This window comes from Kineococcus gurbantunggutensis (assembly GCF_050871925.1).
In the GTDB taxonomy this organism is placed as follows: Bacteria; Actinomycetota; Actinomycetes; order Actinomycetales; family Kineococcaceae; genus Kineococcus.
Genome location: NZ_JBJLSG010000143.1, coordinates 1 through 13,120, shown reverse-complemented (window position 1 = coordinate 13,120; position 13,120 = coordinate 1). Strand labels below are relative to the sequence as shown.

Here is a 13,120-nt window from a genome sequence, read left to right as displayed (position 1 = left end):
CCCCCCCGCCCCCCCCCCCCCCCCCCCCCCCCCCCCCCCCCCCCCCCCCCCCCCCCGCCCCCCCCCCCCCCCCCCCCCCCCCCCCCCCCCCCCCCCCTGCCGGTGGACCACCTGGCCGTCACCGACCCCGAGGCCCACCTCGCGGCCCGGCGCGCGGCCCGCGCCCGGGTGCGCGCGCTCGTGGAGGCGGCCGTGGAGCCGCTGCGGCACCTGCACGGCCTGACCGCGGAGGTCGCCGTGGTGGTCGACGCCTTCGCCTCCGACGTGCTCGTGGAGCGCTCGCGCGACGCGGGCCTGCTCGTCGTGGGCGCCGGCGGGCACGGCGCGCTGCGCTCGGCCCTGCTGGGCTCGACCAGCCGCGCCGTGCTGCACCGCGCGCACGTGCCCGTCGTCGTCGTGCCCGCCCGGGCGCGCACCCTGGACCTGCGCGCCCCGGGGCCGGGCGCCGCGCGGGTCGAGAGCGCGGGCGCCCCCCTCGCCACGGCCTGAGCGCGGGGGGCGGGCGCCCGGGGAGCGGGGGAGCGGGCGCCCGGAGCCGCCGCGCCGGCGGCGCTCAGCCGTCGGCGCGGTGGGCCCGCAGGGCGTCGGTCATGTCGCCCAGGAAGCGGCGCACGACCTCCAGCTCGGCGTCGTCGTAGCGGGCCATCAGCTCGTCGCTGCGCCGGCCCAGCGGGCCGAAGAACTCCACCGCGACGGCGGCGCCGTGCTCGCCGAAGCGCAGGTGCACCTTGCGGCGGTCGGCGCCGTCGCGCTCGCGGCGCAGGTGCCCGGCGCGCTCCAGGCGGTCCACGACGCCGGTGGCCGCCCCGGAGCTGACGCCCAGCGCGCTGGCCAGCTCGCCGGTGGTCATCGGGTCGCCCCCGCCCTCGCGGCGCATGACGTGGATCAGGGCGCGCACGTCGGTGGGGTGCAGGCCGCGGCGGGCGGCGAAGTCGTCGGCGACGCGCTGCGCCTGGGTCCCCAGGTCGCGCACGAGGTCCAGGACCTGCGCCTGCAGGCGCAGGCGCGGGGTGTCGCGCCGGCGGTACATGGACGGCGCGGCCGGCGCGGGGGGCTGCTCGGGGGACTGGCTGCTCATCGGATGGCCAGGGTACCCCCGCGGTGCTATAAATCTCAGTGACTGAACTTCTTTTCGACTGAGACGACTGGGGCGCCCGTGTCCGACGACTCCTTCTTCGCGCGGACGGTGGGCCGCCTGGTCACCGGCCGCGTCACGGCCTGGCTCGTGCTGGCCGCCGCCGTCCTGCTGGCCGGCGCCGTGGCCGTCGGCAAGGGCGAGGCCCCGCCCTCGCAGGCCGCCGGCGGGAGCCTGCCCGCCGCCGCCGAGTCCGCCCGCGCCGAACGGCTCCTGGACGCCTTCCCCGGCGAGGAGACCGCCCCCGTCCTCGTGGTGTGGACCCGCGAGGACGGCGGGCGGGTCGGGGCGGGCGAGCGCGACGCCGTCGCCGCCGCCGTCCAGCGCCTGGCCCCGCTGGCCGTGGGCGGGCCCGCCTCCCCGGCGGTGCCCTCCGAGGACGGCGAGGCCCTGCTGGCCGTGGTGCCGCTGGCCGCCGGCACCAGCGACGAGGAGGCCGCCCGCGCCGTCGGCGACGTGCGCGCCGCCGCCCGCGCCGACCTGCCCGCCGGCCTGCGCGCCCAGGTCACCGGCGGCCCCGCGTTCGGCGTGGACATCGCCGACTCCTTCTCCGGGGCCAACACCCGCCTGCTGCTGGTCACCGCCGGCGTCGTCGCGCTGCTGCTGCTGGTGACCTACCGCAGCCCCGTGCTGTGGCTGGTGCCGCTGGCCGTCGTCGGCGTCGGCGACCAGACCGCCGCCGGGCTGCTCACCGTCGTGGACCGGATCGGCGGCACCCCCGCCGACCCCTCCAGCACCGGCATCACCAGCGTCCTGGTCTTCGGCGCGGGCACCAACTACGCCCTGCTGCTCATCGCCCGCTACCGCGAGGAGCTGCGCCGCACCCCCGACCGGCGCCTGGCCATGCGCCGCGCGCTCGCCGGGGCCGGGCCGGCGATCCTCGCCAGCGCCTCCACGGTCGTGCTCGCGCTGCTCACCCTGCTCGTGGCGGCGCTGCCCGCCAACCGCTCCCTGGGGATCGACGCCGCCCTCGGGATCGTCGTCGCCGGGGTGTTCGGCCTGCTCGTGCTGCCCGCCGCGCTCGTGGTCTGCGGGCGCGGGCTGTTCTGGCCGTTCGTGCCGCGCGTGGGCTCCGCGGACCGCTCGCGCACCGGCGGCTGGGCCCGGATCGCCGACCGCGTCGTGCGCCGCCCCTGGCCCGTGGTCGCCGTCTCGGTGGTCCTGCTCGCCGTGCTCGGCACCGGCCTGAGCGGCGCGAAGCTCGGGCTGTCGCAGACGGAGCAGTTCCGCGTCTCCGCCGAGGCCGTCGACGGCGCCGCCACCCTCGACGAGCACTACCCGCAGCAGGGCACCGAACCCGCGCAGGTCGTGGCGCGCGCGGCCGCCGCCGACCCGGTCCTGGCCGCCGCCCGCGCCGTGCCCGGCATCGCCTCCGCCGAGCCGGCCGGCGCCTCCGGCGACCTGGTGCGCGTCGAGGCGCGCATCGAGGCCGAAGCCGGCTCCGCCGCCTCCCGCGAGACCGTCCAGCGGCTGCGCGAGGCGCTGGCGGACGTGCCCGGCGCCGACGCCCTCGTCGGCGGCACCGAGGCCGAGGCCCTCGACCAGCGCGCCGCGACCGCGCGCGACCTGCTCGTCGTCGGCCCCCTCGTCGTGGTCGTCGTCCTGGCCGTCCTGGTCGTCCTGCTGCGCGCGCTGGTGGGCCCGCTGGTGCTCGTGGCCACCGTGCTGGCCACCTACGCCGCCGCGCTGGGCGCCGGCACCTGGTTGTTCACCAACGTGTTCGGCTTCCCCGCGCTGGACACCGGCGTGCCGCTGCTCTCGCTGCTGTTCCTCGTCGCCCTGGGCGTGGACTACAACATCTTCCTCGTCACCCGCGCCAAGGAGGAGGCGGCCACCGCCGGCACCCGCGACGGCATCCGCACCGCCGTGGCCGTCACCGGCGGCGTCATCACCAGCGCCGGCGTGCTGCTGGCGGCGGTGTTCACCGTCCTGGGCGTCCTGCCGCTCATCACGCTCACCCAGATCGGCGTCGTGGTGTGCGTGGGCGTCCTGCTGGACACGCTGCTGGTGCGCACCCTGCTGGTGCCGGCGTTCGTGTCGGTCCTCGACGAGCGGTTCTGGTGGCCCGGCCGGGTGCGGCGCGCCGCCGCGCCCCGGCACCGGGTGCTCGTCCCGTGAACGACGCCGCCGGGCGCGCGCTCCTGGCGGCCACGGCCGTCCTGCAGGCGCTCAGCCCCCTGGCCGCCGGCCTGGACCAGGGCTCGGGGCAGGACCCGGTCGTCGTGCCGCCCGGGCCGTTCTTCGCCGTCTGGGGGTTCGTGGTGATCGGCTGCCTGGCCGTCGCGGTGCGCGGCCTGGCGCCCGCCCGCGCCGCCTCCCCGCTGTTCCGCGCGGTGCGCGCGCCGCTCACCGCCGCCCAGGTGGGTTTCGCGCTGTGGCTGCTGGCCGCCGACCGGGCCCCCGCCCTGACCGTCCCGGTGTTCGCCGGGATGCTCCTGGCGCTCGCCGTGGCGCTGCGCCGGGCCGTCACCGTCGACCCGGGCACCGGGCGCGCCGACGCGGCCCTCGTGCGCTGCACCCTCGGCGCGTACGCCGGGTGGAGCGCGGCGGCGGTGTGGGTGAACACCGCCACGCAGCTGCAGGAACCCTCCCGGGCGGTCCTCGCGGTGCTGCTGGCGGGCGCCGCGCTCACCGTGTCGGCCGGTGCGCTGCTGTTCCGCGGCAGCGCGGGTTTCACGGCCGCGGGCGCCTGGGCGCTGCTGGGCGCGCTCGTCTCCACCGTCGCGGCCGGCGCCACCGGGCTGGCGGTCCTGGCCGGTGGCGGGTTGGTGCTGGCGGTCGTGGTCGCGGTGCTGGCCCGGCGCCGCCGGCCCTCCCGTCCCGTCCCGCGTCCCGGCCCCCGTCTCAGCCCCCGCCGCCGGTGAGCCGCTGCGCCCGCCGCAGCACCTCGTCGATGCGGCGGGCGTGCGCGCCGCGCCAGTACACCCGCGAGCACGCGGTGCACCGGGAGAACTCCCCGTAGCTGCGGCGCGTGCCCTCGGGGACCTCGGCGGCCACCTCCTGCGCCGCCGCCGGGCGCAGCGGCGCCCCGCACGCGGTGCACCGCGTCAGCGGCGCGGTCGCCGGGCGGAACCGGTCCAGCACGTCGGCGAGCTGCTCGTCGGCCCCCGCCCCGCGCACCAGCGCCCCGCGCGGCAGCGCCCGGCGCAGCAGCAGGCCCCGGTCGGCGGTGAGCAGCACCCGGTCCTGAGCCGCCGCCCGCACCACCAGGTCCGCGTCGTCGGCGTGCGCCGACCACGCCGCGTCCAGCCCCAGCAGCCGCAGCCGGCGCGCCAGGCTGCCCAGGTGCACGTCGAGCAGGAAACCCCCGGCGGGCACCGGCTGCGGGCGCACCACCGCGCCGGCGTGCAGCGCCGAACCCGCCGGCGGGCGCTCGGTCGCGTGGACCGGTGCGCCGTCCACGGTGAGCGCACCCACCTCGGTCAGCGGCACCCCGGCGGCCTGCACGACGTGCCCGGCGCTGGCGTGCGCCTCGTGCGGCACCACCAGCCGGCCCGCCCGCCGCGCCCGCGCCGGCAGCAGCGGAAGCAGGACGTCGTCGACCGTCAGCTCGACGGTCCCCTGCGCCGCGCCGGGCACCCCGGCCTCAGGCGCCCGCCGGCTGCGGTTCCGGCGCCGCCGCGCGCAGCGGCGGGACGACGGGCTTGACCACGCCCAGCAGCGACTCCGCCACCCGCACGACCTGCTCGGAGTACCCGCGCTCGTTGTCGTACCAGACGTAGAGCACGACGTTCGCGCTCGCGGCCCCGTCGGCGCCGGCGATGGTGGCCAGCGCGTCGACCACCCCGGTCTTGCGGGTGCCCACGAAGTCGGTGGAGACCACCTCGGGGGAGTCCACGTAGTCGATCTGGTCCTGCAGCGCCGACTCCAGCGACATCGCCCGCAGGTGCTCGTTGAGCTGCGCCCTGCTCACCTCCTGCGCCAGGGTGAGGTTCAGGATCGCCAGGGAGACGTCCGGGGTGGGAACCCGGATGGAGTTCCCGGTGAGCTTGCCGGCCAGTTCGGGCAGCGCCTTGGCCACGGCCCTGGCCGCTCCGGTCTCGGTGAGCACCATGTTCAGCACCGCCGAGCGCCCGCGCCGGTCGCCGCGGTGGAAGTTGTCGATGAGGTTCTGGTCGTTGGTGAAGGAGTGCACCGTCTCCACGTGCCCGTGCACCACCCCGAAGCGGTCGTTGACGGCCTTGAGCACGGGGGTGATGGCGTTGGTGGTGCACGAGGCCGCCGAGACGACCCGGTCCCGCTCGGTGATCGTGCCCTCGTTGATGCCGTGCACGACGTTCTTCACCGCGCCCTTGCCCGGCGCGGTCAGCAGCACCCGCGCCGCGCCGGGGCTGCGCAGGTGCCGGGACAGGCCCTCCTCGTCGCGCCAGGTGCCGGTGTTGTCGATGACCAGGGCGTCGCGGATGCCGTGGCGGGCGTAGTCCACGCCCGCGGGGTCGTCGGAGTGGATCACCTGGATCGCCGTGCCGTTGGCGACGATCCGCCGGCCCTCCTCGTCGACGGTGATGGTGCCGGCGAACGCGCCGTGCACGGAGTCGCGGCGCAGCAGGGCGGCGCGCTTGACGAGGTCGTCGGCCGAACCGCGGCGCACCACGATCGCGCGCAGGCGCAGCCCGTGCGGGTCGTCGCCGCGCTCGAGCAGGATCCGCGCCACCAGCCGGCCGATGCGACCGAACCCGTAGAGCACCACGTCCCGGCTCGCGCCCGCGGCGGCGTCCGCGCCCGCGCCCGTGCCCGCGCCCGTGGTGGTGCCGCCGTGCGCGGCGAGGACGGGTTCCAGCGCGGCGCGCACCCGCTCCTCCAGGGGCGCGTCCGCGGCCCCGCTGCGGTGCAGCTGCAGGCGGGCCAGGTCCACCGAGGCCGGGGGCGGGGCCAGCCGGCACAGCACCCGCAGCAGTTCCAGGCCGGGTTCCAGGGGCAGTTCGACGTCGTCCAGGCGGCGGGCGAAGCGGTGCGCCTTGACGATGCCGATGACGGACTTGCCGACCAGGGAACGGCCGTGGACGGTGACCACGACGCCGTTCTCGCGGTAGAGCCGTCCGATGAGGGGCACCATGGCCTCGGCCAGCGCCAGCTTCGTCGACCACGCGGTGTCGGGCATGTTCTCCTGCCGTTCGCGGTGCCTCGCCCGGCGACGGGGGGATCTCCCTGCTCCGGTGCGGGGACGTGGGTGCTGCACCCGCGGCGGGTGCACCGCGGTCCCGGGACGGTAACGAGCGCCGGCGCCGGCGGGCAACGGTCCCGGGGGCGGCGTGACGAACGACTCACCGGTCCCCGGGAGACGGCAGCGCCCCCGCGCGGCGACCCGTTCGCGGGGCGCCGCGCGGGGGCGGGTGCGCGGTGCGGGGTGCTCAGCGCTGCTGGGCGGCGCCCCAGCCGTGCCAGCGCTCGACCTCCACCAGCGCGCTGACGCGGGCGCGGTCGCGGGTGGCGTAGTCGCTGCCCAAGTAGTGCCGGGAGAGGCGGTCGATGTCCACCAGGTCGGGGTCCTCGCGGAACTCCACGACGCGGCCCTGCACGCTGACGTGGGTGTACCAGTCGTCGCGCGCCAGCGCGGTCAGGGACACCCGCGGGTCCTCGCGCAGGTGTCGCAGGCGCGCGCGGGCGGCGTCGAAGTTCAGCAGGACCCGCCCGTCGTCCTCGAGCAGGTACCAGGTGGCCACGCTGACGGGGTGGCCGTCGGGGTGGATCGTGGCCATCACGGCCGGGTTGGGCTGCGCGAACAGCGCGGCGACGTCCTGGGGCAGGGGGGGTGTGGCCACGGTGGGGCTCCGTCACGTCGGGGGTGCTGCGGTCCCGGCGATGCTACGGCGGTCCCCTCAGGCGGTCTCGCGCCCGCCGCCCTCGCCGGCCGGGGCCGCCGGGCCCGCGGGGGCCGCGCCGTCCTTGCGCTCGACGAGGTAGCTGTGCCCGCCGACGGTGATGCGCTCCCAGTGCGCGTACCCGCTGCGGGCCTCCTCCTCGGTGCGCGGGCCGCGCTGCGGGCCCTCGTCGGCCCCGGAGACCTGGGCCGGGCCGGTGAAGGAGAACACGGCGTCGAGCACCAGGTCGATCCACTTGTTCTTCGAGCGCGGCCGCTGCAGGTGGGCGGGCAGGCCGCGGGTGTCGTCGAAGGGCATGTCGGGTCCTCAGCTCGATCTTTCGCGGGTTAACGGTTCGTGCACTAATCATCGTACGCTGGGGGTGTGACCTCAAGCGCGGACCGGACCGGTGCGACACGTCCCGCAGCGGCGGAGGACCCGCTGGCGCTGGAGCGGCAGGTCTGCTTCGCCCTCGTCGTGGCCGCCCGCAGCGTGCTGGGCGTCTACCGCCCCGTGCTGGAGCCGATGGGCCTGACCCACCCGCAGTACCTCGTCATGCTCGCGCTGTGGGGCCGCGAGCCGATGTCCGTGCGCGAGCTCAGCGAGGCCCTGGCCCTGGACCCGCCCACCCTCTCCCCGCTGCTCAAGCGCCTGGAGGCCGCCGGGCTCGTCCAGCGCGACCGGCTGCCCGAGGACCAGCGCTCCCTGGCCGTCTCCCTCACCGAGCGGGGCCGGCGCCTGCGCGAGCGGGCCGAGCGGGTCCCCGCGCAGGTCGTGCAGCGCCTCGGGGTGGACGTCGCCGAGCTGGAGGCGCTGCGCGACGGCCTCACCCGCGTCATCGCCGCCGCGGGCACCGCGACGGGCACCGCGACGGGTACCGCGGCCGCACCCGCCGCCGACGCCGGCTGACCGCGCCCCCGCCGGGCGGCCGTGGACGCCCGCGGGAGGCCCCGCTACGGTTCCGCGGGACCGTTCGGACCCCCTCTGACAGGAGCCCCGGTGCCCCGCTCCGGCCACATCGGCGTGATGCTGCCCCGCGACCTCGACGCCGCGGGGGTCCTGCCCTTCGCGCGCCGCGCCGACGAGCTCGGGTTCGACGAGCTGTGGGTCGTGGAGGACCTCGGCTTCCGCGGCGGGTTCACCCAGGCCGCGGCCGTGCTCGCCGCCACCTCCCGCCTGCGCGTCGGCATCGGCGTGCTGCCCGCCGGCGCGCGCAACGCCGCCTTCGCCGCGATGGAGGTCGCCACCCTCGCGCAGCTCTTCCCCGGCCGCCTCGACGTCGGCGTCGGCCACGGCATGCCGGCCTGGATGCGCTCGGTGGGGCAGTGGCCCGCCAGCCCGCTGCGGCTGCTCGAGGACCACCTCGACGCCCTGCGGCGCCTGCTGAGCGGCGAGGAGGTCGACACCGGCGAGGACGGGCCGGTGCGGCTGCGCGGGGTGCGCCTGGACCCCGCGTGCGTGCCGGAGCGGGTGCCGCCGCTGCTGGCCGGGGTCCGCGGTCCCCGCTCGCTGGCCGTGGCCGGCCGCGTCGCCGACGGCACGGTCCTGGCCGAGCCCGTCACCCCCGAGTACGCGCGCGCCGCCCTGGAGCAGGTCGCGGCCACCGGCGCGCACCGCGTCGTCGCCTACAACGCCGCCGCCGTGCACGCCGACGGCGCCGCCGCCGTGGCGGCCGTGCGCGCCGGCCTGCAGTGGATCGGTGAACCCGACTGGGCCCCGCACCTGGCGCCGCTGCCGTTCGCGGCGGACCTCGCCGCGCTGCGCCGCGAGGCCGGGACCCCCGAGGAGTTCGCCCGCCGCCTGCCGGAGGAGTGGGTGCGCCGGCTCGCCGTCACCGGGACCCCCGAGCAGGCCCGCGCCCGCCTGGAGGAGCTGTTCGCCGCCGGCGTCACCAGCGCCGTGCTCATCCCCGCCGGCGAGCCGGTCCAGGCGCTGGAGGACCTCGCCGCCGTGCTGTGAGGCCCGGCCGCCAGAACCCGACCGCCGGAACCCGACCGCCGGAACCCGGTCGTCGGAAACCGGCCCGTGAAACCCGACCCCGGAAACTCGACCCCCGGAACCCGGCCGCTGAAACCCGACCCCTGGAACCCGGCCGCCGGGATCTGACGCCGCTCGGGGCGGGGCGGGGCGGGAGAAAATCCCGCGATGACCGGGGAGCGTGCCGCTAGCGTTCCGGTCGCACGTTCGGGGGGACGTGCGCGCCGCGCGGCGGGGGGTCGCGCGGCACCACCGGAGGGGGACCGATGAAGACCGAGGGATCCACGCTGCCCGCACGCACCCGCCGCACCGCGGCCGGGGGGACGGCGGGGGCGGTGGAGCAGGGGGCCACCAGGCGCGGGCTGTTCCGCTGGGGGGCGGTGCTCGGCGGCGGGACGCTGCTGACCGCCTGCGGGACGCAGCGCGCACCGGCGGCGCCGGCCGCGCAGGAGCGCCCCGAGCGGATCAGCGACCCGGACGAGGCGCTGGAGCTGCTGCGCAGGGGGAACGAGCGGTTCGCCGCGGCTCCCGAGCGGCACAGCGCCCACACCGCGGCGCACCGGGTGCGGATCGCCTCGGGGCAGCACCCGTTCGCGATCGTGCTCTCGTGCGCCGACTCGCGCGTGCCGCCGGAACTGGTGTTCGACCAGGACCTGGGGGACCTGTTCGTGGTGCGCACCGCCGGCCAGGTGGTCGCGCCGCCCGTCCTGGGCAGCATCCAGTACGGCGTGGAGCACCTGCACGTGCCGCTGCTCGTGGTGCTCGGCCACGAGGGGTGCGGTGCGGTGAGCGCGACCCTGGAGGCCCTGCAGCAGGGGGCCGGCCCGTCCGGGACCGCGATCGACTCCCTCGTGGACGCCATCCGGCCCGCCGCGCAGCGCGCGCTGGCCGGCGCCGACGAGGCGCACCGCCTCGGCGAGGCGGTGCGCCTGAACGTGCTCGACGGCGTCTCGGCCCTGGCCGCGGACCCGGTGCTCGCCGAGGCCGTGCACGCCGGGCGCCTGCGCGTGGTGGGGGCCACCTACGACCTGCAGGACGGCGAGGTCGCCTTCCTCTGAGCCGCCCGTCCCGCTCGCCCGCCCCGCTCGCCCGCCCGTCGCCGCCGTCCCGGCCCGTCCCCGCCCGTCCCGGCGCCGCGGGGGCCGCCGGGGCGCGGGGCGTGGAGACTGGGCCGCGCACCACCGGCGGCGCGGGACGGAGGGCGAGGGTGAGCGGGGACGGCATCGTCGACGGCGTGTTCTTCACGCGCCCGCCCGCGCTGCCGCGCGGGCGGCACGACCTGCCCGCGGAGCGGGTGGTGGCCGCGCAGCGCGAGCGCATGATGATCGCCGCCACCGAGCTGATGGCCGGGGGCGGTCACCGCGGGGCGAGCGTGCGGGACATCTGCGCGCGGGCCTCGGTGTCGCGGGCGGCGTTCTACGAGTGCTTCACCGACAAGGACGACTGCATCGGCGCCGCCTACGACCGCTTCATCGCCGTCGTGGGCGCGGCCCTGCGGCGCGGGGACCCCCGCGCCGCCGACTGGCCCTCCTTCGTGGCGGGTTTCGTCGAGGCGTACCTGGCGACCCTGCAGCGGGACCCGGTGAGCGCCTTCGCGTTCACGGTGGAGATGGACGCGCTGGGCCGCCCCGCGCGCCGCCGCCGCCGCGAGGCGGTCACCGGCCTGGCGCGCCTGCTGCGCGACGAGCGCGAGCGCTGGTCGCCCGGCAGCGGCGCCGCCGTGCCGCTGGGGCCCTACGTGGCCGCCCTGTACGCCGCGCGGCAGGCCGTGGCCGACGCCCTCGACGAGGACGCGCCGGACCTGATGGTGCTGCTGCCGGAGCTGGCCGGGTGGCTGCCGCGCGTGGCGGGGGACGCGGCGGGGGGCGGTGGGCGCCGCCGTCCGGGCGGGGCTGCTTGACCGCGCCCGGGGGCGGGCGCATCATCGGCGTAACCAGTGTTACGCCGTCGGGCGTGGCCGGCCGGTCGACGCGGGACGAGCCGCTGCGGCTGCGCGGACGCGGCCGGCGGCACCGAACGAGGAGCAGCCGATGACGCCTGCCGACGCTTCCACGACGTCGCGCGCCACCGCCCCCACCGCGCCCACCGACGCGCCCGCGGCGGGTCTGCTGCGCAGCGTCGCCGTCCCGCCGGCGGTACCGCCGGCGGCCTCGGGCAACCTCAGCGACCTCGTCCTGGACTGGGAGCGCGAGGACCCCTCGGCGGTGTGCGTGAGCCGCCGGGACGCCACCGGCGCGTGGGTGGACGTCTCCGTCGCGGAGTTCGCCGCCGCGGCGCGCGCGGTGGCGAAGGGGCTGATCGCCGCCGGGGTGCGCCCGGGCGACCGGGTGGGGCTGATGTCGCGCACCCGCTACGAGTGGACCGTCGTGGACGCCGCGTGCTGGTTCGCCGGCGCCGTCGTCGTCCCCGTGTACGACACCTCCTCGCCCGAGCAGGTGCAGTGGATCCTCTCCGACTCCGGCGCGGTGGCGTGCGTGGTGGAGAACACCGAGCACACCGCGCTGCTGGCCGGGGTGCGCGATCAGGTGCCCTCGCTGCGCGAGACGTGGAGCATCGAGGACGGCGGCCTGGAGGTCCTGGCGGCCGCCGGCGCCGGCGTGGGCGAGGAGGCCCTGGAGGCCGCCCGCACCGCCGCCGGGCCCTCGAGCACCGCCACGATCGTCTACACCTCCGGTTCCACCGGCCGCCCCAAGGGCTGCGTGCTCACCCACGCGAACTTCGTCGACCTGGTCCGCAACGCGCACGCCGTGATGCCGGACATGCTCGACGAACCGGGCGCCTCCACGCTGCTGTTCATCCCGCTGGCGCACGTGCTGGCGCGGTTCGTGGAGGTGCTGTGCCTGTCGACGCGGGTGCGGATGGGTTTCGCCCCCGACACCCGTGAACTGGTCGCGGACCTGCAGGCGTTCCGGCCCACGTTCGTCCTGGCCGTGCCGCGGGTGTTCCAGAAGGTCCACGACGCCGCGCGGGACAAGGCCGCCGCCGGCGGGAAGCTCAAGGCGGGCATCTTCGCGCGCGCCGAGGCGACCGCGGTGGCGTACTCGCGCGCGCTGGACGCCGGCGGCCCCGGGCGGCGGCTGCGCGCGCAGCACGCGGTGTTCGACCACCTCGTGTACTCCAAGCTGCGCACCACCCTGGGCGGGCGCCTGACCCGCGCGGTCTCCGGCGGGGCCTCGCTGGGCGAGCACCTGAACCACTTCTTCCGCGGCGCCGGGCTGACGGTGTTCGAGGGGTACGGGCTGACCGAGACAGCCGCGCCGGCGTGCGTGAACCGCCCCGGCGACCAGCACGTCGGCAGCGTCGGCCTGCCGCTGCCGGGCACCGAGGTCGCCATCGCCGAGGACGGCGAGATCCTGGTGCGCGGCATCGGGGTGTTCTCCGGGTACCTCAACCGCCCCGAGGAGACCGCGGCGGCGTTCCGCGACGGCTGGTTCCGCACCGGCGACCTCGGCGCCCTGGACGCGGCGGGGAACCTCACCATCACCGGGCGCGCCAAGGAGATCATCGTCACCGCGGCCGGCAAGAACGTCGCCCCCGCGCCGCTGGAGGACCGCCTGCGCACCCACCCGCTGGTCTCGCAGGCCGTCGTCGTGGGCGACGGGCAGGCGTACGTGGCGTGCCTGCTCACCCTCGACGAGCAGGCGCTGGCGACGTGGTGCCGGCTGCACGGCCGCGACGGCCTGGACGTCGCCGCCGCCCGGCGCGACCCGGCGGTGCTGGCCGAGCTGCAGGGCGCGGTCGACGCCGCGAACTCCTCCGTCAGCCGGGCGGAGTCGATCCGCCGGTTCCGCGTGCTGGCCGAGGACTTCAGCGCCGGCAACGGGTGCCTGACGCCCAGCCTGAAGGTGCGCCGCGCCGAGGTCCTGCGCACCTTCGCCGCCGACGTCGAGGCCGTCTACTCCTGAGGGCGCTCCCGGTCTGGGCGCACGAGGACGAGGGTGGTGTCGTCCCCGGCGCCGCCGGGCACGGCCGTCAGCAGGTGGTCCGCCAGCGCGGACATGCCCTCCTCCCGGCGCAGGTGCGCGGCCGCGGCGGTGGCCGCGCGCGCCAGCGTGGCGGTGGTCTCCGCCAGCCCGCTCTCGCGGCGCTCCACGAGGCCGTCGCTGTAGAGCAGCAGCAGCGCGTCCGCGGGCAGCGGCAGGCGCACCGTCTCGGCGTCCAGGCCGGTGGTGGGGCCGAACCCCAGCCCGAGCATCGGGCGCGGGGG

14 protein-coding genes are annotated in these 13,120 nt (G+C 77.8%); 8 read left to right on the top strand and 6 right to left on the bottom strand.

Annotation, left to right across the window (positions count from 1 at the left end; translation table 11 throughout):
- Positions 1-102: 102 nt before the first annotated feature.
- The gene (locus ACRYR7_RS20185) at positions 103-489 is read left to right on the top strand and encodes a universal stress protein (RefSeq protein WP_432573907.1); all 387 of its coding nucleotides are present in this window, start codon (positions 103-105) and stop codon (positions 487-489) included.
- A 64-nt stretch (positions 490-553) separates the two neighbouring features.
- On the opposite strand, the gene ACRYR7_RS20180 is transcribed toward ACRYR7_RS20185, so the two are convergent.
- Positions 554-1,078 carry a MarR family winged helix-turn-helix transcriptional regulator gene (locus tag ACRYR7_RS20180; protein ID WP_432573906.1) on the bottom strand — a complete coding sequence of 175 codons (525 nt, stop codon included), beginning with the start codon at positions 1,076-1,078 and terminating at the stop codon, positions 554-556.
- 78 nt (positions 1,079-1,156) lie between these two features.
- Between ACRYR7_RS20180 and ACRYR7_RS20175 the strand changes: the two genes are divergently transcribed.
- Both ACRYR7_RS20175 and ACRYR7_RS20170 read left to right on the top strand, forming a co-directional pair.
- Positions 1,157-3,253: an MMPL family transporter gene (locus ACRYR7_RS20175; protein WP_432573905.1), complete on the top strand. Its 2,097-nt coding sequence runs from the start codon at positions 1,157-1,159 to the stop codon at positions 3,251-3,253.
- A complete protein-coding gene (locus ACRYR7_RS20170; RefSeq protein WP_432573904.1) occupies positions 3,250-3,999 on the top strand; it encodes a hypothetical protein in 750 nt (249 codons plus the stop codon). Before ACRYR7_RS20175 ends, ACRYR7_RS20170 begins: the two co-directional genes overlap by 4 nt.
- On the opposite strand, the gene ACRYR7_RS20165 is transcribed toward ACRYR7_RS20170, so the two are convergent.
- From ACRYR7_RS20165 to ACRYR7_RS20150, 4 genes are all read right to left on the bottom strand, one after another.
- On the bottom strand, positions 3,980-4,714 hold the full coding sequence (locus ACRYR7_RS20165) for a Mut7-C RNAse domain-containing protein (RefSeq protein ID WP_432573903.1): 735 nt from the start codon (positions 4,712-4,714) through the stop codon (positions 3,980-3,982). The genes ACRYR7_RS20170 and ACRYR7_RS20165 overlap by 20 nt on opposite strands.
- Positions 4,715-4,721: 7 nt before the next feature.
- Positions 4,722-6,236 (bottom strand): glyceraldehyde-3-phosphate dehydrogenase, encoded by a 1,515-nt coding sequence (locus tag ACRYR7_RS20160; protein WP_432573902.1) that lies wholly within the window; start codon positions 6,234-6,236, stop codon positions 4,722-4,724.
- Positions 6,237-6,486: 250 nt separating this feature from the next.
- A complete protein-coding gene (locus ACRYR7_RS20155; protein ID WP_432573901.1) occupies positions 6,487-6,897 on the bottom strand; it encodes a TIGR03618 family F420-dependent PPOX class oxidoreductase in 411 nt (136 codons plus the stop codon).
- A 57-nt stretch (positions 6,898-6,954) separates the two neighbouring features.
- Positions 6,955-7,254: a hypothetical protein gene (locus tag ACRYR7_RS20150; RefSeq protein ID WP_432573900.1), complete on the bottom strand. Its 300-nt coding sequence runs from the start codon at positions 7,252-7,254 to the stop codon at positions 6,955-6,957.
- Between the two features lie 66 nt (positions 7,255-7,320).
- On the opposite strand from ACRYR7_RS20150, the gene ACRYR7_RS20145 reads away from it, so the two are divergent.
- The 5 genes from ACRYR7_RS20145 (at position 7,321) to ACRYR7_RS20125 (ending at position 12,818) form a co-directional block, all read left to right on the top strand.
- A complete protein-coding gene (locus ACRYR7_RS20145) occupies positions 7,321-7,845 on the top strand; it encodes a MarR family winged helix-turn-helix transcriptional regulator (protein ID WP_432573899.1) in 525 nt (174 codons plus the stop codon).
- 117 nt (positions 7,846-7,962) lie between these two features.
- The gene (locus ACRYR7_RS20140) at positions 7,963-8,895 is read left to right on the top strand and encodes an LLM class flavin-dependent oxidoreductase (RefSeq protein WP_432573909.1); all 933 of its coding nucleotides are present in this window, start codon (positions 7,963-7,965) and stop codon (positions 8,893-8,895) included.
- Between the two features lie 284 nt (positions 8,896-9,179).
- Entirely contained in the window at positions 9,180-9,971 is a 792-nt protein-coding gene (locus tag ACRYR7_RS20135) for a carbonic anhydrase (protein ID WP_432573898.1), read from the top strand.
- Between the two features lie 149 nt (positions 9,972-10,120).
- Complete coding sequence (locus tag ACRYR7_RS20130; RefSeq protein ID WP_432573897.1) at positions 10,121-10,813, top strand: TetR/AcrR family transcriptional regulator; 693 nt, start codon at positions 10,121-10,123, stop codon at positions 10,811-10,813.
- A gap of 208 nt (positions 10,814-11,021) precedes the next feature.
- Positions 11,022-12,818, top strand: coding sequence for an AMP-dependent synthetase/ligase (locus ACRYR7_RS20125; protein ID WP_432573908.1), 1,797 nt, complete (start codon positions 11,022-11,024; stop codon positions 12,816-12,818).
- Here the strand turns inward: ACRYR7_RS20125 and ACRYR7_RS20120 are convergent.
- A partial coding sequence (locus ACRYR7_RS20120; RefSeq protein WP_432573896.1) for a SpoIIE family protein phosphatase occupies positions 12,809-13,120 on the bottom strand: 312 nt, incomplete at its 5' end. The genes ACRYR7_RS20125 and ACRYR7_RS20120 overlap by 10 nt on opposite strands.

Excerpts from the sequence above, each read along its gene's own strand:
- ACRYR7_RS20140 (WP_432573909.1), top strand. The coding sequence starts at position 7,963 with ATGCTGCCCCGCGACCTCGACGCCGCGGGGGTCCTGCCCTTCGCGCGC.
- ACRYR7_RS20150 (WP_432573900.1), bottom strand. The coding sequence starts at position 7,254 with ATGCCCTTCGACGACACCCGCGGCCTGCCCGCCCACCTGCAGCGGCCG.
- ACRYR7_RS20135 (WP_432573898.1), top strand. The coding sequence starts at position 9,180 with ATGAAGACCGAGGGATCCACGCTGCCCGCACGCACCCGCCGCACCGCG.
- ACRYR7_RS20180 (WP_432573906.1), bottom strand. The coding sequence starts at position 1,078 with ATGAGCAGCCAGTCCCCCGAGCAGCCCCCCGCGCCGGCCGCGCCGTCC.
- ACRYR7_RS20160 (WP_432573902.1), bottom strand. The coding sequence starts at position 6,236 with ATGCCCGACACCGCGTGGTCGACGAAGCTGGCGCTGGCCGAGGCCATG.